Raw genomic sequence first — 26118 nt, forward strand, 5'->3', positions numbered from 1 at the left:
CGAGAAGCTTAACTGTCTCGGCCCAGCCATCATCAACAAGCGATTCGTGTGTCATCCCCAGCGTAGAATCACAACCGATTCCGCGCCGCAATACCCTATCTTAGCGCCTATGCCCTTGTGGGGGAGAGAGCGTTTTCCTGGCATTTGCGAACGGCTCTTCCCCAGCACGTGGACGTTAGGTTCGCGCATTTTCCATGGAACACCGGCCACTTCGAAACCGTTTATCCCTCGAAGGGGCGTCCTCGAAACTCAAGGAGGCAGCGATGAAAAAGCTTCTGCTTGCTTCGATGATCGCCATCGCCTCGGCGTTCGCGATCGCGCCGGCCAGCGCCGGCAGCGTGCAGCTCGGTATCGGCGTCGGTCCGAGCTATGACGACGACTATTATGGCGGATACTACCCTCACCGCTATTACCGGCATGTCTACGACGACGACTACTATGTCCCGGATCGTGAGCGTTATGTGGTCCGCTATCATAGCCGGTATTATGGCGATAATTGCCGGGTCAAGATCGTGAAGCACTGGCGCCATCACCACCGCGTCATCGAAAAAATCCGCATTTGCGAGCGCTGACCGAGCAGCGCCCGTGATTGGCTGATCTCCTGCCCGTGAGGGAGATCGTCGCCCGCCCATCCCAGCGATGGGCGGGCGAATGTTAGCGATTTGGAACGTAAGCTGCCTCCAGCGCGTTTATGGGGTAACCAGCTCCAGGAGGAGGTAGTCATGAAAAAGCTCCTGCTCGCCTCCGTTATAGCCATTGCAACCGCGTTCGCTATGATCGGCCCGGCCAATGCCGGACGCCTAGAATTCGGGATCGGCATCGGGGACGGTTACTACGACGACTATTACAACGATTACGGGCCATACTACGGTGACGACTATTACAGTGACCCCTACATGTATCGGCCGTATTACCACCAGTATTATAGCTATAGGCCGCATTACTACCGGAATTACTATTTCCGGCATCACAGGCGCTGCCAAGTCGAATATGTGAGACACTGGCGTCATCACCACCGAGTCTACGAGGCGATCCGCGTCTGCAGGTATTGAGCCTCGCTGCAACGGCGGCTGGCCTTTTAGTTACCCGCTTTTGCGACCCATCCCTCGAGGGCGAGCACGCGCGGCGAATATTAGCGATCGGGAACATACGCTTGCTGCGGCGCGTTTATTTGGTAATCGGCCTTCAGGAGGAGGTTGCCATGAGAAAACTGTTATTTGCTTCGGCGATTGCCATCGCCTCCGCCGCAGCCACAGTCGCGCCTGCGGATGCACAGTTCTTCGGTCCGTTCGGCGGCTTCAGCCCGTTCTTCGGTGGTCCCTTTTACGGCGGCGGCCCGTTCTTCGATTACGGCGGCCGCTATTATGGCCCGCGCTACTATGATGACTATTATCCCGGCTACGTCGTCCGCTATCCGCATCGCTACTACCGGCACCGTCACTACCACCGTTGCCACGTGAGGTGGGTGAGGCACTGGCACCATCACCGCCGGGTGTTGGAACGCGTTCGGGTTTGCCGTTATTGACCAGGCCGGATATTGACCGCGGTTGCGTCGCCTTGCAAATTCCCGCCAAACTACCATCTAGGGGCCGGCATTCGTAAGGGGAAAGCAAAAGTGACGCAGCGAAGCGGCAGCGCCGACCTGCCGCTGCATGGCGGGCGGGTCCCGAAATGGCTGGGCGATCGGATGACGAAGCTCGGCGCGGTGCTGTGCGAAGCGATCATCCACCATTACGGCCGCGACGAGCTTTTGCGGCGTCTGGCGCATCCCTTCTGGTTCCAGTCCTTCGGCGCGGTGATGGGCATGGACTGGCATTCGTCCGGCATCACCACCTCGGTCATCGGCGCGCTGAAGCGGGGGCTCAACCCACTCAGCAATGAGCTCGGCATCCATGTCTGCGGCGGACGCGGCGCGCATTCGCGCAAGACGCCGGGCGAGCTACTGGCGATCGGCGACCGTGTCGGCCTGGACGGCGATGCCTTGGCCACCGCCAGCCGCCTCGTCGCCAAAGTCGATAGCGCCGCCGTGCAGGACGGCTACGATCTTTACCTGCACGGCTTCATCGTCGCCGATGACGGGCGCTGGGTGGTGGTGCAGCAAGGCATGAACGGCGACGCGCGCCAGGCCCGCCGCTACCACTGGCTGTCGGAGGGGCTCAAAAGCTTCGTCGACCAGCCGCATGCGGCGATCGAGGGCGAGGCGCAAGGGCAGATCGTCAATCTCACCGACCGGCGCGCGGAAAAAGCCCGTGGCGGCCAGGTCGAGCTTCTGAAGACCATGAGCCCGGAGAAGATCCTGGCCGAGCTGGCGGTGCTGGAGCCGCAACCCGAACCCGAGCCCGCCGCGCAGCCGCTCTTGCCCAACCTCATCATGCCCGCGCATCACGATGTGCGCGAAAGCGACGTCGTCATGCGCCGCCTGCACGGCAACATCGCCTCGGCCATCGAAAGTGGCCCGAAGGATTTTCCCGAACTGCTGCTGGTCCCCGGCGTCGGCCCGCGCACGGTGCGGGCTCTGGCCATGGTGTCGGAAGTGGTGCACGGCGCGCCCTACCGCTTCTCCGACCCGGCCCGCTTCTCGCTCGCCCATGGCGGCAAGGACCGCCACCCCTTCCCCGTGCCGCTGAAAGTCTATGACGAGACGATCTCGGTGCTGAAATCGGCGGTGGGAAAGGCAAAGCTCGGACGGGGCGAGGAGTTGGAAGCGCTGAGGCGGCTCGACGGCGAGTCACGGCGGATGGAACGCTATGTGACGGGGCCGAGCTTGAAGGAAATCGTGGCCGGCGAGATGGACCAGTCGCATTTGCTGGGCGGGCGGAGCGTGTTCGGGTGGGAGGGGCCGCCGGAGGGTGGCGAGGAGCCAACCTCCAAAACTCACACCGTACTTCGCAAATAAGGTCGAAGGTCAGCGCCGCCCCTCATTGCCCTGCCGGGCATTTCTCCCCGTGAACGGGGAGAAGGTGCCCGAAGGGCGGATGAGGGGCAGCGCCGAGCGTTTGTGGTCTTGGATGCAAAGTGGCTGTGCCTGAATTGCTTGGGCGGACGTTATTTCTTCCGCTCGACCAGCCGCATTCTCTCCTCGGGCTTCACGTAGTGGATCAGCCCCGCTTTTTCGGACAGGACCATGATCCCTCGTTCCAGATAGCCGAAGGCTTCCCTAGGATATTCCTCTGAATATTCGTCGGTATCCATGGAGCAGACCACGACGCCTTCGTTCCCTTCCCAGACGAGGATTTTGTCGCCAAGCCTGGCTTGGGTTCCATCAGGGTATTTCATTGGTCAATCCAAGCGTCTCGTGATGCTTGCGCACGATATGTATAGCTGTCCCGCATCAATTCAGCAGCAGCAATGTAGCTCTATCGTTATTCCTCAGTAATGATGCTGCTCAACATTCACCCAACCTTCCGCCCCATCATCCCATAGTGCACCGCCAACAAATCCAGCCCGACCTTCAGCAGCTTCACCACCACGTCGCGGCCGTCGCCGGTGCGTTCGGCGACGGCCTTCACCGACTGGCCTTCGAGGCAGATTTTTCGGGCCACTTCCGCCACGTCCCAATGGGCCAGCGCGGCGGCAGCGTGGGCATACGCCCGCCCGGCTGACAGCACCCGGTCAGGGACGCCGCCGCCGATCCGGCCGCTATCGACTCGTTCGCTCCAGGATTGCGGCTGCAGGCCTTCGCGCTGGCTGCGCTCGAAATCGTCGCGAAAACGCCCTCCTGCCTCGCGCTGCTGGCGGCTGAGCGAGGTGATGCCGGTGAGCGGATCGACATTGCGCAGGCGCACGACGCCGCCGGTGGAGGTGTAGCCGCCGTTCGACACCTCGTAGACGCGGCGTGCCTCCGCAGTGCCCGGGGTGAGCCGCTGGCGGCCGAAGGCGTCCGTTTTAAGCGCGAAGTCGTGACCGACCTCGCGGCGGATGCGCACCTGCTCTGCCTCGCCCTTGGGAAGTTTTGGCGGCTGGGGTTTTTTGACGGCTTTGCGGGGCATGGGCGGGTCCTTGGGTTGGGTGGGACGTGTCAGAACCTGGGTTCCTTGCCCCCGCCAAAGGCGGGGGAGAGGTGTCCGCGAAGCGGACGGAGAGGGGGCCTTCGTAGGGCGCTCCCCTCTCCGTCTCGGCTTCGCCGAGCCACCTCTCCCCACTTCGTGGGGCGAGGTACCTTGATCTTGCCGGGACGCCTCTCACACCCCTCCCCCGCGACGACCGTGGAACCTTGCATGGTGATGGGCGCAGTAGGAGCGCGTGGCCGACGTCGGCAGGCCGCAGCAGAGCATGTCCAGTCCCGGGCGCGTGCCGACGGGATCGGCTTCGGCATCCTCGCCCAGCGCAAGATCGAGCGGCGCGCGGCAGCGGCCGAACAGGCAGTCGAGGAAGCGCATGGCCGCTACATGCGGCTGGCGGCCAGGGTTCACCGGAGGCGGCGGCGCCGGGAGCTTGTATAGATGCGCTTCGGATTTTTCGCGGGTGCCAGGAGCGAGCCAGGCAGGCGGAAGCGTGCGCGCGGGTTTGCGCAGCTTAGTCTTTTTGGGGGCGCGGTTGATGCGGGCGCTAATGGCGTCCGGTTTCACGGAAACCGCATAGACCGACACGTCGGCGGGACAGCGCCCCCCTCTGGCCTGCCCGTCCTCCGCAGCAGCTGTGCTGCAGCTGCGGAGGGTGGACCGGCCATCTCCCTCGCTTGGGGGGAGATTGGCAGCTTCCGCGCCGGCGGCCTCTACCCATTCGGCATGCCTTGAAAGCGCGGCAGGTTCGGAGAGCATCACGCCTCCGGTCACCACCCTGCCCCGCCCGCCAGGACGATCGGGCCGGGCGTGCTTTCTCGGTCTGCCGCCGGCGCGGCCGCCTTTGGGATTGGCGAAACCGATGGCGCTCAAGCCTGCGTTGCGGTGGACGATGCCGATGATGGCGTTGCGCGAGACCGGACTGCCGCGCAGTGCGCTGAAATGGCCGGCGATGCGCGAGGCCGACAGCCCCTCCTTCAGCAACGCGGCGATCTCGTCGATTTCCTTTTCGGTGTAGGCGGCTGCCATGTCTCATTCCATTGATTGCGAAGCGCCAGGCTTCAGGCCAAGCGCCAGGGTTTCGGCCGAAAGGCCGTTTGGGGGATCAGGTCAGCGAAAGCGTTGAAGGTCAGGCGACGCTTGGAGCGTTCAAGCGAAGGAGCGCGGCCTCGGCGGCGGTCCGCGTCAGGCCCGACACCGCCCGGCCCGTCACCCTGTCGAACAGGATAACGGTGCCGTCCTCGGTGCGGATGCAGCTTGTGCCCGAATTGGGGGCCGGAGCCGGGGGAGGAGCGGCTCCGGCCGTTCCGGTGAACCGGGGTGCGGGCGGTTCGACCGGATCCGGGGCAAGCGCCCCGGAATGCGTCCGGACCGGGGACAGTCCGGACGGTTGGAATTCGACAGGCGATTCGAACGGGCAAGACGGTTCGAACTGGAAAGACGGGGGCAACGCGTTCATGCCGCCTCCCCTTGCTCGGCGGCGAAAATGTCGATGCGCTGCGAGGAACCAACAAGCCCTGAGATGCTCGTGGGCGGCGCCGGAATCACCGGCAGTGTGGAAATGCTTGCGGGATGTTCATTCATGCGCTAAGCGTACGTTATGTACGAATGCCGCGCAAGCAAAATCGTACATATTGGACGATTATTTTCAGGCATTTTGTACGATGATGGATTCCCGGCACAGATTGCAGCAGGCGCGCGCCCAGGCCGGCTATGCCTCGCCCAGCGATGCGGCCCGCGCCTTGCGCGACATCAACAAGAACACGCTGATCAGCCATGAGAACGGTAACCGGCCATTGTCTCGGAAAGCTGCGGAGAAATACGGCCGGCTGTTCGGCGTCGATCCCGGTTGGCTTCTGTTCAACGCGGATGGCGCGGAAGCGGCGCCGGTCAGCCTCGCCTCTTCGCCCGTCACCGTCGACGTGCCGATCGTGTCCTGGATCAGCGCCGGCGAGCTCGGCAGCCAGGACAGCGTGGTCAACCTCTCCGATTATCCGACCATCCCCACCGCCGATCTCGAGGAAGGCGAATGGATCGCGCTGCGCGTCGACGGTCCGTCGATGAACAAGATTTCGCCGCCAGATTCGATCATCTTCGTCAATTTGCGCGACAAGCGGCTGGTGACCAATGGCTGCTACGTGATCGCCGACGAGACGGGACGCGCCACCTACAAGCGCTACCGGCCGAACGACAATCCGCCGTTCCAGCCGGCGTCCTATCTGGACATCCCGCCGCCGGAGCTGGAGGGGGCGATCACCATCATCGGGCGGGTGAAGCGGTCGATGATCGATATGTGAGCCCTTGGGAGCGATGCCGCAGCCTGAGGCGCTGCTTTGCTTCATGCCCCCGTTGCAAAGTCCTCGCCAAGCTCCATTTGGCCCACCCCAACGGCATAAATGCAGCCACCGCAATTTCTGCTTGCATTAGGGAACAAAAACAGAACTATATAGGTATCCGCGAGAACTGTCGCGATTACTCCGGGGGGATCAATCATGTCACGCCGCACCGGCGCGCTGATGCGCGCGTTTGTTGCCTGGGTCCCGCGCGGGCTGCTCCTAGCGCTGGCAGGGGTGGTAGTGCCTGGTGCTTTCGGCAGCAAAACATTCGCGGCTGGCAAAGACTACAACACTTGCTTCAGCGAGAGCAAAGTCTCCACCGACCGGCAGGTTGCCGCCTGCACCGCAATCGCCGAGGACAGAGGCGAGGTGCCTGATCTTCGCGTAAGCGCCTATTTTGTGCGCGGCCTGGCCTATGCACAGAGGAACGATATTACCCACCTCATCGCCGATATGAACGAGGTGATCGCGCTCGATCCGACTTACGTCCGCGCATTTACCAATCGCGCCATCGCCTGGGAGAGCAAAGGGGATTTCGACCGGGCCATCGCGGACTACACGAAAGCGATCATGCTTACGCCGGATGACGCAAGCCGATATGCCGATCGTGCGCGGGCGCTCAATAAGAAAGGCGAGCATGATCGGGCTATCGCCGATTGCGACAAGGCGATCGACATCGATCCCGCCAATGAAATGGCCTATGGCGTGCGCGGCGTTGTGTGGGACGACATGGGCAACGCAGCGCGAGCCCAAGCCGACTACGACAAAGCGGAGAGCGTCCGTAATGACCCTATCGCTCCTTACCTAGACCGCGTTCGCTCATCGATCGCCGAGCGTGATCGCAAGCGAGCCAAAGCCGATTGCAAGCACATCGCCAATATCGATGCGGACAAGGGGCGCGATTGCACACGACTGATTGTCGAGGCTTTCGGTGAGCCAAGCGGCGGCGCGACCGACCCAAACCCCGCTTCTGCTCAAAATGCGATTGGAGTAGAGTGGCAGGAAAAGGGCGACCATACCCGCGCCATTGCCGCATTCGACGAGGCGATCCGGCTCAATCCAGCAAGTTCCGCTTTCCACTTCAACCGCGCCAAGAGCTGGGCTTTAAAGAAGGATTTTGCCCGCGCTATCGCCGATCTGGATGAAGCCGTCCGCCGCGATCCGGCCAATGCCCAAGCTTACCGCGTGCGCGGGATGACCATGGCCCAGATCGGCAATTCACGAGAGGCGTTTGCCGACCTCGACAAAGCGATTGCCATCAGTTCCGACGATCCAGAATCGTATTTCGAGCGGGCACTCGTCTGGGAGGCGAAGGATCCCGACAAGGCAATTGCGGACCTCGACAAAGCGATCGCGCTCGATCCGGCCAACGCCGGCTACCGGGAAAAAAGGCTCAGCGTCCAAATCAGCAAGAGCAGGGCGAACGGGCAACCCGTGCTGCAGTCGCCGAGCGCCGCGCCCAATCAGGCTGATGTCCCAGTCCCCGCTGAGCCGCAGCCGGCCAAGCCTACCCCGCCCCCCACATATGAGCCGCCGCAACTATATGCCAAGCAGGATAACTCCGACGCCATTGCTTGGAACCTCCAATCGGGGTTGCAGGCGATGCAGGTCGACCCCAATGGTGCGATAGATACATTCAGCTTTGTCATCGGCCTCGATCCCTACAATGCGGATGCCTATTACGATCGCTCGATCGCCGAGGCACTCGTCGGTAATTTCGACCTCGCCATGGGCGATTGCCGGCGAGCGGTCGAGCTCGATCGGAAACGCGCAGGCACGTGTTGGGAAAATTTGCCTGGCGAACAAAGTAAGCCGACCGCTAAGCAACCAAGCAGGGATCCGGCGACCGCCAAGACACTGCTCGAGCGCGCCCAGATGCGGTTGTCGAAATATGGCGTCGACGGCGCGCTGCTCGATTTCGACAAGGCGATCAGCCTCGATCCTGAGAACGCCGACGCCTATCTGGGTCGCAGCCGAGCAAGGACGCTCAAGGGCGACCATGCCGGCGCAGCGGCGGATTGCCAGCGCGCCGTCGAACTTGATCGGAAGCGGACAGGAAGCTGTGGCAAACAGATTGCCGGCGACGAAAGCGGACCGGCTTCCCCACCGGATGTGCAGCAGCTGCAGCCCTCCGTCGCGGCTGCCGTTGCAACCCTAGCCAAGCAACTCGGCCGAGGCAAAGCAAAGCCAACAGGAAAGCTACCCGCCTCACAGACGACGGAACCGGCCCAGGCGACTGACCCGCGCGTGCTGAGTGCTGTGCGAAGCGGCGAGACCTTCTGGGATGCGGGCAAATACGACCAAGCCATTGAGGAATATGAGAAGGCGATCGAGCTAGATCCGAGAACGGCCTCGGCCTATGTCGGGCGCGGCACGTCGCTTATCCAGAAAGGCATGTATGACGCAGCCATCGATGACTTCGACAAGGTGATCGAACTCTATCCTACCTATTCGGACGCTTACATCGGCCGCGCTGTCGCGTGGACCAACAAGAACGAACTGGATCGCGCCATCGCCGATTACAGCCGCGTGATCGAACTCCACCCGCAATATGCGCCAGCCTACTTTGCGCGTGGCACCGTCTGGTTCACAAAGGGCGGCTGCGAGCCTGCCATTGCCGATTTCGACCAGGCGCTGAAGCTCGACCCAAAGCTGGCCATCGTCCGCAAGGGCCGCAAGCTGGCGATAATGGCAAGAGACGAGGCGAAGGCCTCGAAGACGTCGGGCAAGGCTACTGGCGGGGCCGGCGAAACGGCGACTAGGCCGAGTTGGACTTCGCTGGCCGCGCAGACGTTCAACAAAGGTCAAGCGCTGTATGGAAAGGATGATTATGACGGAGCGATAGTCCTTTATGGCAAAGCGATTTCGTTCTTCCCGTCATTCCATGACGCCTATCTGGCCCGCGCTATGGCCTGGGAATCCAAACACGATTACGCACATGCCATCGCCGATTACAGCCAGGCGATCGCGCTCGACCCGAACAATGCCGAGACCTACCACAGCCGCGGCCAAAATCGCAGTTTCCAGGGAGACGACGATGGAGCCCTCGCGGACTACGAGAAAGCCATCAGTCTCAATCCCGCCCATGCGAGGGTCTATGCCGATCGGGGGCTTATCTGGATGGGCAGACATGAGGATGCCGCCGCCATGCGCGATTTCGAAAAAGCACTCAGCCTCGATCGCAACAGTTCCTTAGCCTATCTCGGCCGGGGTGTGATCCGGACCAGCAGGGCGGACTATGACGGAGCCATCAGCGATCTCAATCAGGCCGTTAAGCTCTAGCCGAATTTGGCCATAGCCTATCAAGCGCGAAGCCGAGCCTGGGAGGCCAAGGGCAACCATAAGCGTGCCGAGGCCGATCGCAAGAAGGCGCTGGGTCTCAAGTCCAATTGAGCATCGGCTATAGGGGGCCAGCCGATGTCACCTTGGAAATGGTTGCAAGTGGCGGCGATCGTCCCCGTAAGCATCGTTGGGACTGAAGTGATGCCAACGATGTTCGGCGGCGGCAGACATCACCACTATCAGTCAGTGGAGATGCCGCCCCAGCCGGTGACCACCGCCGACATCGATGCCGAGATCCGGAAGCAGGATCTCCAGATCTTCGAGGCTATCGCCCGCGAATTTCCGGACGACTACGATGCGATGCTGCGCAAGATCAATGCCGCGGCCCAGACCGGAAACCAAACAGAAGTGCGCAATGCCAGCAGGCAGGCGGTCGCCGATCTGAGGCACAGATATGTACCGCTCCTACCTTCGGCGCCGGACAGCAACGTCTCGGAAGCGCTTTCGGCGCAACTCGACATGCTCAATCATGTCATGGCGCGCGAAACGCCGGCCACCTGCAACAATTACCTGCGCAACGGGCCGGACGCGATCAGTGCGCCCGGCCACGATTTCCGGGCTGACCTGGACAGGATCGGCGCCACGCTGTTCCGCGCCTTCGCCGCCGCCAAAAGAAGCGGCCTGCCAGCGGCCGTGCCTAGCGATCAGGACTGGTCGCTGGTCGCCGATGTTTTCACAAAGATCGGCGGCACGCCGGCCGAGATGGAGGCTATCTCGAACGCCAACCAAGACTTCCCAGGCCTGTGCCCGGCCATGGCGAGATTCTATGAGGCCGCCCTGGTAATGCATGGCGAACCCGGGTGGCACATCAAAAGCGCCCTGCTCTACGCCATCGTGAAGAATTAGGTGCCGGTGACAAGGCGCTGCACTGGTCATGTGATGGAAGGTCTGGCGCGCGGTGTATCGCGAAAACCGTCGGGGGCTCTGGCGCTCACGGGCAGATATCCGAGTGAAAGCCGGGCTTGCAGGTCAGATAAGAATTGGCAGAAGAATTACGGAATATTCTCGGGCATCAAGAACAAAAAAAGAACTCTCCTGTCTTGTGCCTGTCGTTGAAATCCCGTTAGATCGTGGCTGCGTGAGGTTGGGGTCTCATTAGTGGGAGGGGTTGTGCGCAAATCTGTCAGGGAAGATCTGATTTCCATTCTGCTGGCGTTTGTCTGCTCTGTCGGTCAGCCGGTCATCGCCCATGCCGAGGACGCGAACTATCATCCGCAGGATTTTGCCCAGCCTTTGAGCGTAGCAAGAGGCACGATCAGTCCGGCTGGCGGCGGGGCCTTCTACCTGAAGCCGGAGGACCGCTGCAATCTGGTGGTGAAGGAGTTTGGCTGGGACCACGACCAGTGCGGCACGATCGATCAACTGATCTTCGGCTTGACCCCGGAGATCGACAATCTGACCGTCGAGAAGCCGGTATCGGACGGCTATGTGAGCCTGGCGGACTGGGATTCCAGTGACCGCAACCAGGAAATCAGCTCGATCGAAGACAGCTTCAAGGAATCGGTGAAAGCGCAATCGGAGCGGTCCGGACAGGAAATCCACTTCGACGGCTGGCTCGTCTATCCGCAAATCGACAAGGGCAAGAACATTCTCTACTACGCCAACATCCTGAACTGGAGCGGCGAGAGGACGATCAACATCTCGGTCTCGATCTTCGACCGTCAGGGCTACGTCCCGATCAAGATCGTGCCGGTGAACGGCAACGTCGCCAGCGATGACGTGCACAAGATCGTCGCGGCATCGGCCGCCGCCTACAAGCCGCAGGCCGGCTCGTCCTATTTTGAATTCTCCAGCGGCGACAGGATGGCCGGCTACGGTGCGCTGGGCGTGCTGGCGGCAACGCTCGGCGTCAAATATGGCGGGGCCGCCAGCGCCGGCCTGATCGCGCTCGCCCTCGTGGTGCTGAAGAAGGGCGCCTTCATCTTGCTGGTGCCACTGGTGTGGCTGAGAAAGCTGTTCAGCAGGAAAAAGGCAGATAGTTGAATGTGGTTGGTGTTGACCGTCCAGTCGAACGCCACCTGGTTAAGATTTTCGCCGATTTCTTAGAGCCACTTTATCGTTCAAACTGTACGAATCCCGCTTGATCGCTTTTCGTACATAAAGTACGATATTTCCCTTCCTTTGAGGGAATTTGCTTGGATACCGCGAACCATGCCGCTTTCGCCGACCTCTCCCGCCCCTTGCTGTCGCCACTGCCGCTCGCCGAGCGCGAACGCCTTGCCGGCGCCTGGCGCATGGCCAGCCAGGACATCGTCGACGACATCCGCTTCATCCGGCAATATCTGAAAGTGATCGCCGAGAGGGACGAGCGGCTTTCGACCGGCACGCTGCTGCATGGCCGCGCCTATGTCGAAGCCTGCGCGGCTTGGTTGCCGGAGACGGTGGCGCGGTATCTGCGGAACCTCAGGCTGATCAGCGAATGCGAAAGCGCGATGATCGCGGCGGGGGTAAGGTTCGCCCGATCGAGCGATGCGTGGTGAGGAGCGTTCTCACCTCTTCCGTTGTGGAGAAGGAAAAGAACTCTAAGGCCGCCCGAGAAGCGAACAATCATGTCGCTGCAACCTTGGCTCTGCGGCTCGAAAAATGCATCGTTTCACACAATTGCCAATTGGTGGACGCGCGTGAGCGGCCGGTGGTTAATTCCTCTCAGGCGAAGGAGGGTAAGCCTGCATATCAGGGAGGAATTCGTTTTGATGGACCAGCGCATCGACATCAGCATACAACCCGACGATCAGCCTTACGAAGTCACCTCATTCGCCCGGAAGCACGGCCTGACGATCCCCGTTGCGGACGCGGTCCTTTTCGCCAAGGGTCCGTCGCCGTCGCGGGCCGCTTGCGATACGGCCGCGCTTGCCTTCCTCTGCGCGGTCGCGCGATACGCCGGAAATCAAGGGAGGCGGTAGCCTCCCCTACCAGTTGAACTGCAGCCGCGCGTTGCCCCCCAACAAAAGCAATGCCGAGCGTGCCGGTCAGCGGCCGCCATGTTCGAAGCCTTTGCTCAGCACTGCGGCGCCGGTGATGCCGAAGGCATTGGCGTCGCCGGCATTGCCCCGTGGAGGCGCAGGCCGAAATGCTTGCCCTGAACGAGGTTGGGCGCGGCAAGCGCGGCCGAGATCGAGGTGTTCTCAAGGGCGTGGGTGATGCGGTTGTCGATGTCGTCGACGTGGCCGGCCAACGCCGTCTTGCCGGGAACGAAGGGGCAACCCACACTCGGTCGGAGATTTGCTTCCAGGGTCTTGCGGTTGCAGCGCTGATACGGGGTCAATCTGCCATGGCTTTAAGAGAAGTCGGCACCGAACTTCGCTCGCATCTTGAACAAGGTTGCCAACGCCGCGCCGGAGAAGGACGACAAGCCGAAGAAGGCAACCACCACTGCAGAGTTCGTGCTGGTTCAGCGGGGGGCGTAGATGCGAAGCATGGTGCCGTTATCGTAAGCCGCCGTGACGAGGACGTTTAGCTTGAGCGCGTCCGCCAAACCGCTGAATAGGGGTTTGCCGCCGCCATAGGCGATCGGCCGAGTCAGGATGACGTACTCATCAATCAGCCCTGCCTTCGACAACGACTGGGCGAATCCCGCGCCGCCCCAAGCAATGATTTCGCCGCCGGCTTGTTTTTTCAATTTAGCGATTTCCTCGTGTAGATCACCTTTCGCTATAGAGGACTCTGGCCAAGTCGCCTCCTTCAACGTTTTCGAAAACACGACCTTAGGGATGTCGTTCATCGGCGCGGCCTAGGCATCCTCGGATTTTTGCTAGTACGGCCCCATTTCCTCGTAGCTCACGCGGCCCATGATGTGTGTGCCAGCGCGACTAATGCGATCGAGCTTCCAACGCTTGAGCTCTGCCGGTTCAGGAAAACCGCCCGTCGACATTCCTGCCGGCCCTACGACATATCCGTCGATCGACATGGTCATGATCAAGACGACTTTTCGCATGCGCATAGCCTTCGGCACAGGTCTCATACGGAGCGTCGAGCGCACCGTCACATGACCGGTGGAAAGGGGTGCAGGCCTTGGCTGGCGGTCAGCCCTTGGTCTTCTTGGCGGGAGACTTCGCCTTGGCAGGGCCCTTGGCCGGCTTCTCCGCCTTGGCGGCTTTCGACTTGTCGGCCTTGGCGGCAGCCTTCTTCGGGCTTTTTGCCGCAGACTTGCTGGCCCCGTCCACCTCGGCAACCGCCTGGTCCCAGTGCTCCATGTGAGCGCCTTCGGGTCGGCCGGCCTGCTCCCAGATCTCATGTGCCCGCTGGCGAATGCGTTCGTGCTTGTCGTCCGTCACTGTCGCCTCCTGATGTTGGGACGGTTCCCCAGCGCGAACATTAGCCGAATTTTCGCGTGGCGTCTTCGGTATCACGAATAAGCGACCGACCTGAGCGGCAATTTCGCTCAGTGCCCGTCGGTGACGACCGCGATGCCCAGATGCGCTGCCTTCTTTGTAATCAATCCGGCCAAATCCGCATCAGAGCGGTCGGTTCCCGTGCGTTTCCGCAACAGGGTAATTGCTTCGTGCATCGACAGCAGGCCAGTCCTATGCTCGGCCAAAAGCTTGTCGACTTGGCGTGCGATGTCAGGTGATTCGACGTGTGGGTGGTGCATGGCAACGACTCCTTCCGCGCTTCGTTGCCTCCCAAACCGCTGCCTATCTTAGGCCTTATGCCCGGATGCGAAAAGAGCCCGATCCTTCCCCGATGCTTCGCTGAGGGGATCGGGCTCTTTCAGGGTTGGATCTACTCGATCACCTGAACAACGCGGCGCGTGCCGGGATCGATCAGCACCGTATGGTCATTGACGACCGCATAGCGGTACTGGACGTCCGGAACCTGCTGCAGCTCGACAGTGTCAGGTACCGTGGAACCCACACCAAGCTCGAGGCCAAGCACGTTGACCGAGGCGATCGGATGCTTGTGGACATATTCCTTGACCACGGTCTGCTGTTCGGGGGTGACGATCACCTCGTCCGCGGCGGCGATGCCGATGCCGGCCATCAGAGCCAGACCGGCGACAGCGGGAATGAAGGTGGTTTTCATCGTTTCTCTCCTGTTGCGTTGGCGAGCTCCGCCTGCCTCCGCGGGAGCGGACACCGGCAGATCGAACGTTGGAGCTCCCGGGGCCAACGCCCTCGGCAAGGTGTTGTTCCGTCAGCGACGACTGATTGATTTGGCGGAACCTTCGCATCGGCCCCGCATTGGAAGGTATTGAAACTCCCCAAGACTTTGAAATTCATAGGGCGGAGGTATGCGAGAAGGTTCCATCAGAAGCGACATCGAACTTCGGGCCCCGGTGGCGATCGCCGTCGGCGCGGGTTTCAAGCGCGAGATCACCTCACTGACCGCGATGCAGAATTTCCTCAAGGAGTGGCCGCCGGCTGCGCGGGACGCGAGCTACGTCACGGCGCTGCGCTCCTGCGAGGCGGCGCGTGGCGGAGAGATCGATCTCGACAAGGCGCGGCAGGCATTCCTGATCTTTGCGAAGAAGGCGAGGATCGAGTGGACCGGCGCCGATCCGGTCGCGGTGCTGCGCGAAGCAAAGATCAGGCGCAGCCGGGCGCGCGAAAGCCGGGCGCAGAACCACGTGCCTGGGTAGGCCCGGGTGCCGAGGTGGCGCAAGGCCACTTCGACACCGGCTCGGCGTAGGCCGTGCCCAGTTGGATTGCACGCGCGGGATAGCCATGCGGATTTGGGCAGCACCCCGAACCGCACGCTGCGCAGTTGCTCGCTTCCAAACCAGCGCCTCGCCGGCTGACGCTCGACTGCATCTGATTTTCGGGCTGGGTAGCCGCTGTCAGGTCGGCGTCGATTCGCCCAGCGCCTCGGTGACGAAGGACGCGGCGATCAGATCGTCCGCCTCAATACGTAGGGAGCCCTCGCCGCCGCCCATGATGGCCGCGACCTTCTGGAAGGCCTTCATCTCATGCTCGGTGATCCGGGCGTCCCGTATCCTGGCCTTGAGATCGGCGACACGCAGCCCGAGCGAACGGGACGTTCCGATTTCTCGTTTCGACATGTTGGTAAACTCCTCCTCGCCCCGCCCGTATCTGTTGCCACCGCCCGAATCTTCACCCTGCCATCGGTTTGTGTTGTCTATGAGACAGCGTGAACCAGAGCCGCTAACTCAAGCGCAGGAGGAAGGTTCCGTTAGCATATGGTAACAAAATAATAATCGGTTAACGGCCCGCCGCCGTAACCGGGGGCGGGCCGTCCGATTCGGCGCGTTGTCGATCAATCGATGACTTTGACGATCTTGCGGGTACCGGGGTCGACGATCACCGTCCGGTTGTCGATGACGACGTAGCGGTATTTGACGTTCGGCACTTCGTGTAATTCGACCGTCTCGGGAACCGTGCTGCCGATATTCAACTCGACGCCCGGAATCTTGACCGAGGCCAGCGGCTGCTTATGCACGTATTCCTTGATGACGGTTTCCTGCTCCGGCGCGATCACGACATCCTGCGCGGCAGCCGCGCCAATGCCAGCAAGCAGCAGGAAGCCAGCGGCGGCGGAGGTGAGGTGCATTTTCATTGTTCGTCTCTCCTATGTGGACTTGAACGCCTTGATGCTGCGCCTGCGATTTTCCACAGCGGGTCGGCATTGTCGTAACGCCGTTTGCCTACCCTTGTTCCTGCAAAAATTGGACCGGCGCCTGCAAAAACAACTGCCGCCGTGTTCCGCGAACCATAGCCTCCGACCGGTCGCAACAATTTCGGAACAATGCGTTTCGGGTGGGGTTACCCATACGAAGGGACCGACTTTCCGAGGAGAAAATCCAATGAAACATCTGCTGATCACAAGCATGATCGCGCTCGGCGTCGGTTGCGGCGCCGCGATGGCGCAGACCGAATCCGCACAGCCGAGCGGCGGTGACAATTGCGCGGCCGGCACGGCCGATTGCCAGAAGGGCGGTAAGGCCGGCGGCCAGGCCCAGGGCGAGATGAAGTCGAAGACACAACAGAATGCCCAGGGCAAGGCCGGCGCCAACACCGAAGAGCAGGCTCAAGGCAAGACCAAGATGAAGACCGACGAGCAGGCCCAGGGTCAGTCAGGCGCCAATACCGAGCAGAACGCCCAGGACAACACACAGCTGAAGAAGAAGCAGCAGGCACAGGGCAAGACCGGTACCAGCACCGAGCAGAACGCTCAGGGCACGACCAAGATGCAGACTGAGCAGAATGCCCAGGGCAAGACCGGTACGACCACCCAGCAGAATGCCCAGGACAAGACGAAGATCCAGACCGATCAGCAGGCTCAGGGTAAGACTGGCACAACCACCGAGCAGAACGCTCAGGGCACCACCAAGATGCAGACTGAGCAGAATGCCCAGGGCAAGACCGGCACCACCACCGAGCAGAACGCCCAGGGCAACACCAACGTCGAGACCGACCAGAACAAGACAGCATCGATCAACAACGTGACGGTGGAACAGAAGACGCAGATCACGCAGGTCATTCATGAGAGCCATGTCGAACCGGTTCGCGACGTCAGCTTCGACATCTCGGTCGGCGTCGAGGTGCCGCGCCATAAGGTGCGTCTGCACCGTCTGCCGGCCCGGATCGTCAAGATCGTTCCGGCTTATGAGAGCTATGAATATTTCGTGTTGGCCGATGGACGCATCGTCATCGTCGACCCGGACACCTACAAGATCGTAGTGATCCTGAGCTGATCCGGTCAGCATAGCGGATAAGGGCCCGCCCAGATGGCGGGCCCTTTCTGCGTGGAGAGGCATCTAAACCCGGCAGGCGGTCGCCCCGCATGCGCTGCGGCCCATTAGGCATGACTTGAATGTTGCCGCCTCGGGAACGATCCGGCGCAATTGCCAGTTGTCAGGACGGAAGTCCTGCGTCCGTCGTCCCTGTCAGGGCAGGACGAAAGGGCAATGGGATCGCCGGCAAGTCGTTCAAGCTTGCGGTCGACCCGGAAAAGGTGCATGGGTCACGATGGGTAGAGATATGGGCGAGATCGTCGATGGTCGAATGTGGTCGCGGCGCTCGGTTGGGCAAATGTATTTTCCGCAGTTTCTTGTGGGAATGGTGGGCACGCTTCTGGTCATCCTCGGCTGGACCTTCATGTCCACGGGATCTGTCTGGATGGCGATCGGCTGGACATTCCTGGCGGCCGTGGCTCTGCAGGCCGGCTATTTCGTGGCCGTGCTCTGGCTCGTGCATGGTGAGACCCGCGTAACCGACGAAGGCAAAGCGGACACAAGCGCGGCACCCGCCAAGATCCCGGGCCCGTTCGAGCGCGACGGCATCATCCACGCTCTCATCTTGCGGCTGTTCCCGAAACTGCTTCCCTAATCCGATTTGCGTTCGCTCGGGCCGCGGACCGATTATCTATCCCTTGTCGACAGGCATCCACGCCGCAATAGCACGGCACGTTGCTTCCTCAGTTCGAACGCAGGGGCCAGGCTACACCTCGGCGTCAGGGCCGGGCGCCATTGCATCGGAGCCGGCAGACCGCCATTGCCTTTGCATCGGCGCCAAATGCGCCGCCATCAAAGTCGATGCGGCGCAACCAAACGCCGGCTGCAACCCTCGTTGATCGGAGCCGCAGCCCGCGCCCGCCTGAAATCCCTGCTCGGTTCGCCCAGCTAGCGCGCGGTGGCCGGTGAGGCCGAGCGCACCATTTCCGTCGACGAGAAGACGACGAAGCCAAAGACCAGGACCGCGGCGGCGACGATCAGCGAACCGATCGCCACGACGGGCTCGATCTCAGGATGGCCTGCCGCCAGCATCCAGTAGAGCGCCGGCAGCATGATCACGATGCCGACCGTATAGAGGCCGTAATGGATCATGGCGATGCGGCGCTCGGCCTTGGCCGGGTTGAGCGCATAATAGCCGCCGAAGATCGCGCTGGTGACCCAGCCGAGAAGGTTGATGTGGGCATGCGCCGGGAAGGCGCCGTGATCGCCCGAAATCGCCATCTGCAGTCCCGCAGCGATGCCTAGGATGAGAAAGATGCTGGCCGTCTTGAAGAAAAGCTCCGAAACCCGTGGCATTTTGTTGTCCTCCCAATGCCTCTGTGAACCCGAGCCCAGTCTACATCGCTCAAACCATATTAGCCACCACACACTTAGGTCGGTGTCGCATCGGGCGAAAGCAGCGAGGTTGGTTCGATCATCCGGCAGAGGGCCTCGCAAAAAATGGCTCGCCTCGCACGAGGCGAGCCAAAAAAGGAGCCGGGCTCGAGGTCGACTCCATCCAGGTTGCCACCTGAATTTCAAAGATGGCTAACGTAGCAGAATGCGGGATTTATTCCACCGCGATAGCGGGTTGATCAGGTAAGCTTTCGAGTGGCGGAGCAAACCTTTCGTCGACCGGGGGCGTCCCTTCCCTTCTAGCCGGCCGTCGAAAGCATGCGCTTCAACGTCCCGTCCTTCAACCAGAACTGATGGTAGAGCGCCGCCACGGCGTGGATTGCGATCAGCGCGATGAACGCCGGCTTGGCAAGCGAATGGACGTCACCCCAAGGGTCGCCCAGATAGAACGCAAGAAGGCCTATTGCGGGCGCCGCCAGCAATAGCACATAGAACAGGCCGTGGGATGCATGCGCGGCAACCTGCATCCATTTCGGTCCCCGGCCGGCGGGAGCCGGCACGCCGGATGCCAGTCTGACGATCAATCGAACAAGCACAAGCGCAAGGATGGCCAGGCCGACCCAGTAGTGAGCGGAGCCGAGCGCCTTATCCGTCACCGATACCGGCTGTCCGCCTTCAGCAGCATCCACGACAGCCGTCATGCTTTCACCGAAGAAGAGCTGAAATAGCACCAGCGCTGCGATCAACCAATGCAGGCCGATGTGAAAAATTGAATATCCACGTCTGGTTTCCATTGCATTCCCCGGAGTACAAGGCGCCCTGCGCCTTCACGTTGCTTAATAGTCGACAGGAGGTTGTCCGAATTCGGCTCGAAAGTTCTCGCAATTGTGGCCGCGATCTTACATTTTCGTATGGCGGGCATTTGCGCCGGCCAAAGCGGTTCGAGACCAGCCTGGGCGCCTTGCAAGCGCGCGGTATTTGGGCAATGCTTCGGGTCGGGGGAGTGGTTTCCGTAATTTCGGAAGCACGATTACATGTTCATCGATTACTACGAACTTCTGGAAATAAGCCCGAACGCCAATTCGGAGACCATCGAGCGGATCTTCCGCTACTTTGCCATGCGCTACCATCCCGACAATCGGGAAACCGGCAATGAATCGCGTTTCAGCGAGATCGTGGAAGCCCACAATACGCTTCGCGATCCGGTCAAACGAGCACAGTACGATATCCTTTATCGCCAACATCTTGGCCTTCGTCACGAGCTCACGGAAGGAGCGCGCGATGGCGGCGGCATGGAGAGGGATAGCGTCATCCAGGCCAATCTGCTGTCGCTTCTCTATGTGAGGCGCCGGCGCGACGTCAACAATCCAGGCATTGGCGACGAAGAGCTCGAGCGCCTGTCAGGCTGCCCTCGCGAGCACCTGGAATTCCATCTTTGGTACCTCAAGGCGAAGGGCTTCATCGGCAGAACCGAAAACGGAACATTCGCCATCACGGTCGAGGGCATCGATCACGCCGGGACGAGGCACGGCCGGGATCGCCCCGACGCCACCCGCCTTCTCGATCACGCCGATTAGGCCGACCATCGAAAGCCCCGCCTACCGGCCCCTGAACCAGTGGCCGATTCGATGAAGGGCCAGCTACATCCCTGAGGAATCGATGCCGTCTTCTTAACTCCTCAGATCCGGTTCGCCGGGGCGGCGGAGTGTAAGCCATGCACCATGGCGGGCATGAATAGGGGGCACGATTACATTGGCGTTGTGTTTCGCTGATACAAGTGACTGAGGTCCGACGGCTGCCGCATTTGGCCCGCCTCCCAAACCCGAGCCGATAAGACGAAAACACCGACGCGAACCATTTTTGTTCCGAGATCGCGAATGAGTTGCCAATCGCTCCCAAACGAAAAGCCGCCGGGCGAGGCCCGGCGGCGTCTTCGTTCGCCCTCTGGTCGGTTCGGCCGGCCTTATGGGGTCGTTGTCGTCGATGTGGTCGTCGTCGCCGTGGCGGCGGCAGCGGCGTCTATCTTGCCCGCCAGCGTATCCTTGGCCCAGGCGGTAACGTCGGCGTCGACCGGCTTGTTGGCCATGTCGCCAAGGGCTGCATCCAACGAGGCATCAGTGGGAGCGGGCGCGTTGTCAGCCGCAGTCTGGGCATCGGTGACCGCCTGGTTGTCGGCCGTGATTGCCGCGTTCTGGGCGTCGATCTGCCCCTGAACGTCAGCGATCTGCGCATCGAGAGCCGTCTGCTGTTCGGGCGTGAAGCCCGTTGTGTCGGTCGCATTCAGATCAGCGAGTTGCTGAGTGAGGTCGGTGAGCTTGCTCTGGTCGGCGGCCAGTTGGGCGTTTGCCGCGTCGAGCGCGGCCTGGGCGTTCTGGGCCGCCGCGGCTTGCGTTACGTAAGCCTGGATGCCGGCGAACTTCTTGCTCTTCGAATTCATATAAGCGTTGATGTTGCGTTGCAGCGAGTTCAGCCGGCCGAGCTTGGCGTGAATGTTCTTTTCCTTGGGCGTGGCGGCCGTGGTCGTATCGTCAGTCGTCGCGTCATCGGTCGAGCTGTCATCCGACGCGTTGGCATCGGCGCTCTTGTTGTGGCCCGAAGCCGACTTGCCGTGCGAGGCGCCGCTCTTGCCGTTGCCCCCGCCATTTCCATTGCCGCCGCCGTTGCCGCTATTGCTATTGCCGTCGCCATGGCTGCCGCCATTGCCGTGGCCGCCACCATTGCCGTGGCCGCCGCCATTGCCGCCGGCGCCCGCAAGCGCCGGCGCGGCCGCGAGCGCAAGAATGGCAAGGGATGCCAGCAGTGTCTTTCGCAATGTCATTGTGCTTCTCCGCAGATGAATCGTCGCTTGGCCCAACCGCTAGACAGCCTCTTATGAGAATTTCCTAATGGCGTCGGATAAACTTTAAGCAGTTGCGGTCGCGAAATGAGAGCATGGCAGCCGCCGCCCGGCTATTCTCGCGAAAATTCTCGTTAACTTATTGAAATTTAACGGGAAAACAAAGGGCCGAACCTGCTTGGGCCGTTTGGAACAATGAGGGCCCTTCTCGCGCCAGACCATGGTCCCAAGAGGTAATTGCAGCCGCGAAAATCGCCCGCAATCGGGAATATGCGGGCCACCGGAACCCTGTCGGGAGGTCAAGGTTAAACAAGCGAAGGGACATGCCTAAAAGGACAGTCATCATGAACCGAATTCTTTTCACTGCCGCCTTTGTTGCTTTGTCCTGTGGTCTGGCCACGGCCCAATCGGGCACGTCGTCGGGCACCTCGTCATCGTCGTCCACCACGACGATGCCCAGCAGCCAGGGCACGGACCAGACCACGACGAATTCGACCAACTCGAATTCGGCGAAGGATTGCGCCCCTGGGCAGCAAGCCGGCAGCGCAAAGCAGGCAGCGCCCGGCCAGCAGGACACCAGCGCCAAGTCGAACGCTCCCGGCCAGATGAAAACGACAACCCAAGGCTGCTAGACTAACCTGAGCTGGCACAGCTAGGCCTGCCTAGCTGTGCCCCGACGTTCATTCATCGGAAGTCGTGTTTCATCAACATCCGCGGCTGCGTCGTGGCGCATGAGACGCTGCCCCTTACCCCTGTCGCAATCGCGTACAATCTCCGAGAGCTTTCACGATGTTAACCGCCGACCAGCGGCACGGTCACCGAGGTGGTGTAGCTGATCGGGAAATTGCTGAAATAGGGGAAGCTGATGACGAAAGCATAGCTGGCGTTGACGTGCGCCATGCGAAAGCCACCGCTCGCCGGGTCGGTGGTGATTGTGACATTCACATTCTGCAGGCCCAGCGCCTGCAGCTTCTGCGTGGCGATCGCCTGGATGTCGGCCTGCGTCAGCGTGTTGTTGAGTTGCAAGGAGCGCGCGGAGGCTTCGAGCGCGTAGCGCACGCTGGATATGCTGTTCATCGACCAGCCAAAGGCGAAGATGCCGAACAGGAGCATGATGAGAAAGGGCGCGACCAGCGCGAATTCGAGACCGGCGCCGCCCGAGACATTGGTCCCAAATGCCCTAAGCTCAAATGCTCCGGATCTTCCTTTAGCGAACACGGATCACCTGCAGCAGACCGAGAGCGGTGTTGTCCGGATAGGGGCCGAAGGTGAAGGGCGGAATCCAGGTGCCAGATGCCTGGATCTGGACATAGACGGATGGCGCTTTCGGCCCGCTGCATAAAGTCGAAGCGTCGACTATCGTGGTCCCACATTGGTAGATGCGGCTAATCGCGACTTGCGCGTCGGAAGGCTTGTTTTCCCAGCTCGCCAAGGCGGCAGCCTGGATCGCGCTGTCGTCAGCGGAGCCAGCCATCACGAGGTTGGCCGCCGTTTTCACGCCGGCGCGCATCGACAGCGAACCGGTGACATAGGACCAACCGTCCATGATTCCGAGCAACGCCGCGCATAGGACAGGCAAGACAAACGCGAGTTCCACCGCGGCGACGCCCGCTTCATCGCGAATGGCCGGCATCAATCGGCGGGCAGCGGATTTCACTCGACCACCGCGACTGACTGGGCGGCCGGGATGTCCTTCATCCCAAGGCTCGAGCAGTCCTGGTTGATGGTCGAATTGCCCGACCACTGGATGGTATCCGCCACGACCTGCGTGCAGCCGTTCTTACCCGAAAAATTGCCGAGATAATTGACCTGCTGCCTGGGAAAATAGATTGCGCCGGTCAAAAGCGAGGTCGCGGTGCCGTTGAAAGTGCTTTGCGCCGCCGTCCCGGTCCGGTCGCCGTAGAACAGGACGCCGGAATAGGTGCCCGTGGTGGGGGCGGCCAGCGTCACGGTGGCGTTGCCATTCATACTGACAGTGTTGCTGCCGGCCATGTAGATCGTAACGTCGCTGCCTTGGATGACGGCACCCGCATTGATCTTCAGATCGCCCTGGACGACATAGACACCGGGAGAAAGCGTGATATTGCCGTTGAGGTTCATGCCGCTGCAGTAGGTCCCGGGCTGGATCGTCTGCGTCGTCTTGTTGCCGTTGATCTTCTGGCATGGGTTCGAGGTCGCGGGGGCCGGCAAGCTGGCGAACGGGTCGGCCGCCGGCAGCGCGTGGGTGATCGGGGCCTTGCAGACCATCGGCACCGGATTGTTCAGCACGACGCCTCCCCCCGAGATTAGGCAATCAGCCTGAAGAGCCGCCGATCCCTGAACCTTGATGGCGTCGTTGGCGATCGAATTCGCCATGATGACGCAGCCGGTCAGTTTGACGCTGGTGCTGCCCGAGAAAAGTGCTGCCTGGGAGGCCGAGGGATTAAGCGCTTCGATGCAAGCTTTGGAGGCATCGGTGATCAGCGCCACCGCCCTCGCCCGCTCTGGCACCTTTGTCTGCGTGAAGATGGAGGTGAAGATCCGGTCGAGATCCTGGTTGAGGAGGACCTCCACCGCCTTCTTGGCCGTGTTCGGTCCGGACGCCGGCGGGGTGTTGACGACGATGGTGCCCGCACCAAGGCCATTCGAAGCGGCCGATGACGTGGCGGCCGCCGTAATCGCCGCAGTGTCGGACCCGGCTATCTTCTCCAACGCGCCGGCATAGGCGGCAGCGTCGGCGATCGCCTGCAGCTTCAGGCTCGAATAGTACCAGTAGGAGGTCTCGACGCCGAGCCCCGCGCCACCGACGACGACCGGCAGGGTGAGCGCGAAGATGGTCGCGACATTGCCGCCTTTGCCTTCGCAAAAGCGTCGAAAAAAAAGTCGAGAAAAAAACTGTCTGAAGAAACGAGCCGAAAAGGCCATGGCCGAGTGCGCCCAAGCTATCCCAGCCGTCACGTCATCATTGCGATATGAAGGAATGGCTAATTATTTCGCTCGATTTGCGCCGGTGGGACCCCAGCGCGCCGCTGTCCCCACCTTGCGCCGCATCGACTAAGACCTAAGGCCTATCACCCGTAGGACTTAAGGCATAAGTATCAGAAAATTATGCTATTTTAGCATTTCTCGCATTTTACCGTTTTTGCAAATAGCTCGTTGAGACGGCGCGCATATCACATCTCGCAGGTCTGCGAGGATGGACTCTATGTTGGGATGTTTTTTGGCATCGAGGCGCGGCAACTTTGCGATTGCGGCCGCAGTCGCCATGGTGCCGCTTATGCTTGGCGTGGCGGCATCCGTCGATCTGATAGGCACGAGCGACGACGCCGCGCAGTTGCAGAACTCGCTGGACGCGGCTGGCTTGGCGATCGGCACGAAATACCTGCCGAGCATGTCGGCAAGCGACGTGCAGCAACTCGGCCAGACCTTCTTCGCCGCCAATATGAGCGCGGCCGACGCGCGGGAATTATCGGGCAGCCTCGCCGCCTTCCAGGCCAGTGCAAGCCGCGATCCGGGCGCCTATTTCATTTCGCTGTCGTCGAGCATCAGCCGGCCGGCCTTCATCAGCGGCATGCCAGCCTGGCAGGCGACGCGCACCGCCTCGGTCAAGCTCAAACCCGGCGCGCAAGCCTGCGTGCTCGCGCTCGATCAGCATGCCGACGGCGCAGTCAACCTGCAGGGCTCGACCAATGTGACGATGACCGGCTGCGTGATCGCGGCCAATTCGGACGCGCCCGACGCCGTCAATCGGGGCGGTTCGGCGATCGTCAGCGCCGGCTGCGTCTCGACGGTCGGCGGCACGCAAGGGCTGACTCCGCCGAACGCCACGCTTTCCTGCGGCGCGCCGCAGGAGAACCAGTATGCTTCGTTCGATCCGCTGGCCGATGTCGTTCCGCCTGCCTACACGCTCTGCCTGCCGATGCCCAATGGCAAAGCGGTGACGCTCTCGCCGGGCACCTATTGCGACAAGAGCTTGTCGGGAAAGATCACCCTCAATCCGGGCACCTATATCATGCGCAACGTCACCATAAAGCCGGGCGGCAACGGCAGCCTGAGCGGCCAGGGCGTGACGATCTTCCTGATGGAGAACTCGCAGCTTATCATCAACGCCAACGAGCAGGTGAACCTCTCGCCGCCGACGAGCGGCCCTTATGCCGGCATCACCATCTTCCAGGCTCATGGCAACACCCAGCCGCTGACGCTCAACGGCGGATCCGGATCGGTGGTCAGCGGTTTCATCTACGCCCCCGACGCCGCCATCACCTATACCGGAAATTCGGACATGAACGCCCAGGGCAGTTGCCTGCGGCTGGTCGGCGATACTGTCGCGATGATAGGGAACTCGGCCGTAAAGTCGGATTGCACGGCCGAACTCGGGGGCCGGGCGGCGTATGCGGGCCGGATGATCACCCTGGCGAAATGAGTACCAGTCTCCTCCAGGGAGGGCTTTGCACAGAATCGGATCGGTGATCCCATGCGGATATCCGGCGAGGAGGGATTCGCGATGGTCGATCGAGTGCTTGGCCAATTGAGCCTAGCGGACGGTTTTGCGGCGTCGGATGAGACGATCTTCGACCTGATAGCGAAGGAACTGGACTG

At 61.4% G+C, this 26118-nt stretch carries 33 protein-coding genes; 16 read left to right on the plus strand and 17 right to left on the minus strand.

What is annotated here, in order from left to right:
- Positions 1–263 precede the first annotated feature (263 nt).
- From O7A05_RS31605 to O7A05_RS31620, 4 genes are all read left to right on the plus strand, one after another.
- Positions 264–572, plus strand: coding sequence for a hypothetical protein (locus O7A05_RS31605; protein WP_337097223.1), 309 nt, complete (start codon positions 264–266; stop codon positions 570–572).
- Between the two features lie 150 nt (positions 573–722).
- Entirely contained in the window at positions 723–1052 is a 330-nt protein-coding gene (locus O7A05_RS31610) for a hypothetical protein (protein ID WP_337097225.1), read from the plus strand.
- Positions 1053–1201: 149 nt separating this feature from the next.
- Positions 1202–1525 carry a hypothetical protein gene (locus O7A05_RS31615; protein ID WP_337097227.1) on the plus strand — a complete coding sequence of 108 codons (324 nt, stop codon included), beginning with the start codon at positions 1202–1204 and terminating at the stop codon, positions 1523–1525.
- Positions 1526–1615: 90 nt separating this feature from the next.
- Entirely contained in the window at positions 1616–2896 is a 1281-nt protein-coding gene (locus tag O7A05_RS31620; RefSeq protein ID WP_337097229.1) for a DUF763 domain-containing protein, read from the plus strand.
- Between the two features lie 149 nt (positions 2897–3045).
- Here O7A05_RS31620 and O7A05_RS31625 read toward each other — a convergent pair whose 3' ends face one another.
- The 3 genes from O7A05_RS31625 to O7A05_RS31635 form a co-directional block, all read right to left on the minus strand.
- Complete coding sequence (locus O7A05_RS31625) at positions 3046–3276, minus strand: hypothetical protein (RefSeq protein WP_337097230.1); 231 nt, start codon at positions 3274–3276, stop codon at positions 3046–3048.
- Positions 3277–3392: 116 nt separating this feature from the next.
- Positions 3393–3989, minus strand: coding sequence for a DUF6456 domain-containing protein (locus tag O7A05_RS31630; protein ID WP_337097232.1), 597 nt, complete (start codon positions 3987–3989; stop codon positions 3393–3395).
- Positions 3990–4181: 192 nt separating this feature from the next.
- Positions 4182–5030: a GcrA cell cycle regulator gene (locus tag O7A05_RS31635; RefSeq protein ID WP_337097233.1), complete on the minus strand. Its 849-nt coding sequence runs from the start codon at positions 5028–5030 to the stop codon at positions 4182–4184.
- Between the two features lie 635 nt (positions 5031–5665).
- Between O7A05_RS31635 and O7A05_RS31640 the strand changes: the two genes are divergently transcribed.
- The 6 genes from O7A05_RS31640 to O7A05_RS31665 all read left to right on the plus strand — a co-directional run bounded on the left by O7A05_RS31640 (position 5666) and on the right by O7A05_RS31665 (position 12582).
- Positions 5666–6298, plus strand: a complete 633-nt coding sequence (locus O7A05_RS31640) for a LexA family transcriptional regulator (protein ID WP_224585127.1) — start codon at positions 5666–5668, stop codon at positions 6296–6298.
- A gap of 195 nt (positions 6299–6493) precedes the next feature.
- The gene (locus tag O7A05_RS31645) at positions 6494–9619 is read left to right on the plus strand and encodes a tetratricopeptide repeat protein (protein WP_337097236.1); all 3126 of its coding nucleotides are present in this window, start codon (positions 6494–6496) and stop codon (positions 9617–9619) included.
- Between the two features lie 201 nt (positions 9620–9820).
- A complete protein-coding gene (locus tag O7A05_RS31650) occupies positions 9821–10525 on the plus strand; it encodes a hypothetical protein (RefSeq protein WP_337097238.1) in 705 nt (234 codons plus the stop codon).
- A 264-nt stretch (positions 10526–10789) separates the two neighbouring features.
- Positions 10790–11662, plus strand: a complete 873-nt coding sequence (locus O7A05_RS31655; protein ID WP_337097240.1) for a DUF2167 domain-containing protein — start codon at positions 10790–10792, stop codon at positions 11660–11662.
- Between the two features lie 152 nt (positions 11663–11814).
- Complete coding sequence (locus O7A05_RS31660) at positions 11815–12159, plus strand: hypothetical protein (protein WP_337097242.1); 345 nt, start codon at positions 11815–11817, stop codon at positions 12157–12159.
- 69 nt (positions 12160–12228) lie between these two features.
- On the plus strand, positions 12229–12582 hold the full coding sequence (locus O7A05_RS31665; protein WP_337097244.1) for a hypothetical protein: 354 nt from the start codon (positions 12229–12231) through the stop codon (positions 12580–12582).
- Between the two features lie 95 nt (positions 12583–12677).
- Here O7A05_RS31665 and O7A05_RS31670 read toward each other — a convergent pair whose 3' ends face one another.
- The 6 genes from O7A05_RS31670 to O7A05_RS31695 all read right to left on the minus strand — a co-directional run bounded on the left by O7A05_RS31670 (position 12678) and on the right by O7A05_RS31695 (position 14701).
- Complete coding sequence (locus O7A05_RS31670) at positions 12678–12854, minus strand: hypothetical protein (RefSeq protein WP_337097245.1); 177 nt, start codon at positions 12852–12854, stop codon at positions 12678–12680.
- 216 nt (positions 12855–13070) lie between these two features.
- Positions 13071–13400, minus strand: a complete 330-nt coding sequence (locus tag O7A05_RS31675; protein WP_337097247.1) for a dihydrofolate reductase family protein — start codon at positions 13398–13400, stop codon at positions 13071–13073.
- Positions 13401–13430: 30 nt separating this feature from the next.
- Positions 13431–13613 (minus strand): hypothetical protein, encoded by a 183-nt coding sequence (locus O7A05_RS31680; RefSeq protein WP_337097249.1) that lies wholly within the window; start codon positions 13611–13613, stop codon positions 13431–13433.
- An 88-nt stretch (positions 13614–13701) separates the two neighbouring features.
- A complete protein-coding gene (locus O7A05_RS31685; protein WP_337097250.1) occupies positions 13702–13953 on the minus strand; it encodes a DUF2934 domain-containing protein in 252 nt (83 codons plus the stop codon).
- Positions 13954–14060: 107 nt separating this feature from the next.
- Positions 14061–14270 carry a hypothetical protein gene (locus tag O7A05_RS31690; RefSeq protein WP_337097251.1) on the minus strand — a complete coding sequence of 70 codons (210 nt, stop codon included), beginning with the start codon at positions 14268–14270 and terminating at the stop codon, positions 14061–14063.
- A 131-nt stretch (positions 14271–14401) separates the two neighbouring features.
- On the minus strand, positions 14402–14701 hold the full coding sequence (locus O7A05_RS31695) for a DUF1236 domain-containing protein (RefSeq protein WP_095768290.1): 300 nt from the start codon (positions 14699–14701) through the stop codon (positions 14402–14404).
- Positions 14702–14909: 208 nt separating this feature from the next.
- Between O7A05_RS31695 and O7A05_RS31700 the strand changes: the two genes are divergently transcribed.
- The gene (locus tag O7A05_RS31700; protein ID WP_337097252.1) at positions 14910–15257 is read left to right on the plus strand and encodes a DUF982 domain-containing protein; all 348 of its coding nucleotides are present in this window, start codon (positions 14910–14912) and stop codon (positions 15255–15257) included.
- 198 nt (positions 15258–15455) lie between these two features.
- Here the strand turns inward: O7A05_RS31700 and O7A05_RS31705 are convergent, their stop codons facing one another.
- On the minus strand, positions 15456–15677 hold the full coding sequence (locus O7A05_RS31705; protein ID WP_224585162.1) for a hypothetical protein: 222 nt from the start codon (positions 15675–15677) through the stop codon (positions 15456–15458).
- A gap of 215 nt (positions 15678–15892) precedes the next feature.
- Positions 15893–16192 carry a DUF1236 domain-containing protein gene (locus O7A05_RS31710; RefSeq protein ID WP_337097255.1) on the minus strand — a complete coding sequence of 100 codons (300 nt, stop codon included), beginning with the start codon at positions 16190–16192 and terminating at the stop codon, positions 15893–15895.
- A gap of 247 nt (positions 16193–16439) precedes the next feature.
- Between O7A05_RS31710 and O7A05_RS31715 the strand changes: the two genes are divergently transcribed.
- Positions 16440–17330: a DUF1236 domain-containing protein gene (locus tag O7A05_RS31715; RefSeq protein WP_337097256.1), complete on the plus strand. Its 891-nt coding sequence runs from the start codon at positions 16440–16442 to the stop codon at positions 17328–17330.
- Between the two features lie 286 nt (positions 17331–17616).
- Positions 17617–17964 (plus strand): exopolysaccharide production repressor protein, encoded by a 348-nt coding sequence (locus O7A05_RS31720; protein ID WP_337097258.1) that lies wholly within the window; start codon positions 17617–17619, stop codon positions 17962–17964.
- 293 nt (positions 17965–18257) lie between these two features.
- On the opposite strand, the gene O7A05_RS31725 is transcribed toward O7A05_RS31720, so the two are convergent.
- Positions 18258–18665 (minus strand): hypothetical protein, encoded by a 408-nt coding sequence (locus O7A05_RS31725; RefSeq protein WP_337097260.1) that lies wholly within the window; start codon positions 18663–18665, stop codon positions 18258–18260.
- Positions 18666–19003: 338 nt separating this feature from the next.
- Positions 19004–19498, minus strand: a complete 495-nt coding sequence (locus O7A05_RS31730) for a cytochrome b (protein ID WP_337097262.1) — start codon at positions 19496–19498, stop codon at positions 19004–19006.
- 240 nt (positions 19499–19738) lie between these two features.
- Here O7A05_RS31730 and O7A05_RS31735 point away from each other — a divergent pair, with 240 nt between their 5' ends.
- Complete coding sequence (locus O7A05_RS31735) at positions 19739–20281, plus strand: DnaJ domain-containing protein (protein WP_337097263.1); 543 nt, start codon at positions 19739–19741, stop codon at positions 20279–20281.
- Positions 20282–20667: 386 nt separating this feature from the next.
- Here O7A05_RS31735 and O7A05_RS31740 read toward each other — a convergent pair whose 3' ends face one another.
- On the minus strand, positions 20668–21522 hold the full coding sequence (locus O7A05_RS31740; protein WP_337097264.1) for a hypothetical protein: 855 nt from the start codon (positions 21520–21522) through the stop codon (positions 20668–20670).
- A 362-nt stretch (positions 21523–21884) separates the two neighbouring features.
- Between O7A05_RS31740 and O7A05_RS31745 the strand changes: the two genes are divergently transcribed.
- A complete protein-coding gene (locus O7A05_RS31745) occupies positions 21885–22172 on the plus strand; it encodes a hypothetical protein (RefSeq protein ID WP_337097265.1) in 288 nt (95 codons plus the stop codon).
- Positions 22173–22332: 160 nt separating this feature from the next.
- On the opposite strand, the gene O7A05_RS31750 is transcribed toward O7A05_RS31745, so the two are convergent.
- From O7A05_RS31750 to O7A05_RS31760, 3 genes are read right to left on the minus strand one after another with little or no spacing between them, the layout of a single operon-like run.
- The gene (locus tag O7A05_RS31750) at positions 22333–22758 is read right to left on the minus strand and encodes a TadE/TadG family type IV pilus assembly protein (protein WP_337097267.1); all 426 of its coding nucleotides are present in this window, start codon (positions 22756–22758) and stop codon (positions 22333–22335) included.
- Positions 22748–23173 (minus strand): TadE/TadG family type IV pilus assembly protein, encoded by a 426-nt coding sequence (locus O7A05_RS31755; RefSeq protein WP_337097268.1) that lies wholly within the window; start codon positions 23171–23173, stop codon positions 22748–22750. The genes O7A05_RS31750 and O7A05_RS31755 overlap by 11 nt, the downstream gene beginning before the upstream one ends.
- Positions 23174–23193: 20 nt before the next feature.
- A complete protein-coding gene (locus O7A05_RS31760) occupies positions 23194–24444 on the minus strand; it encodes a pilus assembly protein TadG-related protein (RefSeq protein ID WP_337097269.1) in 1251 nt (416 codons plus the stop codon).
- A 295-nt stretch (positions 24445–24739) separates the two neighbouring features.
- On the opposite strand from O7A05_RS31760, the gene O7A05_RS31765 reads away from it, so the two are divergent.
- Positions 24740–25942 carry a pilus assembly protein gene (locus tag O7A05_RS31765; protein ID WP_337097270.1) on the plus strand — a complete coding sequence of 401 codons (1203 nt, stop codon included), beginning with the start codon at positions 24740–24742 and terminating at the stop codon, positions 25940–25942.
- Positions 25943–26118 lie beyond the last annotated feature (176 nt).

This window comes from Mesorhizobium argentiipisi (SeqCode) (assembly GCF_037179585.1).
Classification (GTDB): domain Bacteria; phylum Pseudomonadota; class Alphaproteobacteria; order Rhizobiales; family Rhizobiaceae; genus Mesorhizobium; species Mesorhizobium argentiipisi.

Excerpts from the sequence above, each read along its gene's own strand:
- O7A05_RS31605 (WP_337097223.1), top strand. The coding sequence starts at position 264 with ATGAAAAAGCTTCTGCTTGCTTCGATGATCGCCATCGCCTCGGCGTTC.
- O7A05_RS31610 (WP_337097225.1), top strand. The coding sequence starts at position 723 with ATGAAAAAGCTCCTGCTCGCCTCCGTTATAGCCATTGCAACCGCGTTC.
- O7A05_RS31615 (WP_337097227.1), top strand. The coding sequence starts at position 1,202 with ATGAGAAAACTGTTATTTGCTTCGGCGATTGCCATCGCCTCCGCCGCA.
- O7A05_RS31625 (WP_337097230.1), bottom strand. The coding sequence starts at position 3,276 with ATGAAATACCCTGATGGAACCCAAGCCAGGCTTGGCGACAAAATCCTC.
- O7A05_RS31630 (WP_337097232.1), bottom strand. The coding sequence starts at position 3,989 with ATGCCCCGCAAAGCCGTCAAAAAACCCCAGCCGCCAAAACTTCCCAAG.
- O7A05_RS31635 (WP_337097233.1), bottom strand. The coding sequence starts at position 5,030 with ATGGCAGCCGCCTACACCGAAAAGGAAATCGACGAGATCGCCGCGTTG.
- O7A05_RS31640 (WP_224585127.1), top strand. The coding sequence starts at position 5,666 with ATGATGGATTCCCGGCACAGATTGCAGCAGGCGCGCGCCCAGGCCGGC.
- O7A05_RS31645 (WP_337097236.1), top strand. The coding sequence starts at position 6,494 with ATGTCACGCCGCACCGGCGCGCTGATGCGCGCGTTTGTTGCCTGGGTC.
- O7A05_RS31650 (WP_337097238.1), top strand. The coding sequence starts at position 9,821 with ATGCCAACGATGTTCGGCGGCGGCAGACATCACCACTATCAGTCAGTG.
- O7A05_RS31665 (WP_337097244.1), top strand. The coding sequence starts at position 12,229 with ATGTCGCTGCAACCTTGGCTCTGCGGCTCGAAAAATGCATCGTTTCAC.
- O7A05_RS31675 (WP_337097247.1), bottom strand. The coding sequence starts at position 13,400 with ATGAACGACATCCCTAAGGTCGTGTTTTCGAAAACGTTGAAGGAGGCG.
- O7A05_RS31680 (WP_337097249.1), bottom strand. The coding sequence starts at position 13,613 with ATGCGAAAAGTCGTCTTGATCATGACCATGTCGATCGACGGATATGTC.
- O7A05_RS31690 (WP_337097251.1), bottom strand. The coding sequence starts at position 14,270 with ATGCACCACCCACACGTCGAATCACCTGACATCGCACGCCAAGTCGAC.
- O7A05_RS31695 (WP_095768290.1), bottom strand. The coding sequence starts at position 14,701 with ATGAAAACCACCTTCATTCCCGCTGTCGCCGGTCTGGCTCTGATGGCC.
- O7A05_RS31700 (WP_337097252.1), top strand. The coding sequence starts at position 14,910 with ATGCGAGAAGGTTCCATCAGAAGCGACATCGAACTTCGGGCCCCGGTG.
- O7A05_RS31705 (WP_224585162.1), bottom strand. The coding sequence starts at position 15,677 with ATGTCGAAACGAGAAATCGGAACGTCCCGTTCGCTCGGGCTGCGTGTC.
- O7A05_RS31710 (WP_337097255.1), bottom strand. The coding sequence starts at position 16,192 with ATGAAAATGCACCTCACCTCCGCCGCCGCTGGCTTCCTGCTGCTTGCT.
- O7A05_RS31715 (WP_337097256.1), top strand. The coding sequence starts at position 16,440 with ATGAAACATCTGCTGATCACAAGCATGATCGCGCTCGGCGTCGGTTGC.
- O7A05_RS31720 (WP_337097258.1), top strand. The coding sequence starts at position 17,617 with ATGGGCGAGATCGTCGATGGTCGAATGTGGTCGCGGCGCTCGGTTGGG.
- O7A05_RS31725 (WP_337097260.1), bottom strand. The coding sequence starts at position 18,665 with ATGCCACGGGTTTCGGAGCTTTTCTTCAAGACGGCCAGCATCTTTCTC.
- O7A05_RS31730 (WP_337097262.1), bottom strand. The coding sequence starts at position 19,498 with ATGGAAACCAGACGTGGATATTCAATTTTTCACATCGGCCTGCATTGG.
- O7A05_RS31735 (WP_337097263.1), top strand. The coding sequence starts at position 19,739 with ATGTTCATCGATTACTACGAACTTCTGGAAATAAGCCCGAACGCCAAT.
- O7A05_RS31740 (WP_337097264.1), bottom strand. The coding sequence starts at position 21,522 with ATGACATTGCGAAAGACACTGCTGGCATCCCTTGCCATTCTTGCGCTC.
- O7A05_RS31745 (WP_337097265.1), top strand. The coding sequence starts at position 21,885 with ATGAACCGAATTCTTTTCACTGCCGCCTTTGTTGCTTTGTCCTGTGGT.
- O7A05_RS31755 (WP_337097268.1), bottom strand. The coding sequence starts at position 23,173 with ATGCCGGCCATTCGCGATGAAGCGGGCGTCGCCGCGGTGGAACTCGCG.
- O7A05_RS31760 (WP_337097269.1), bottom strand. The coding sequence starts at position 24,444 with ATGGCCTTTTCGGCTCGTTTCTTCAGACAGTTTTTTTCTCGACTTTTT.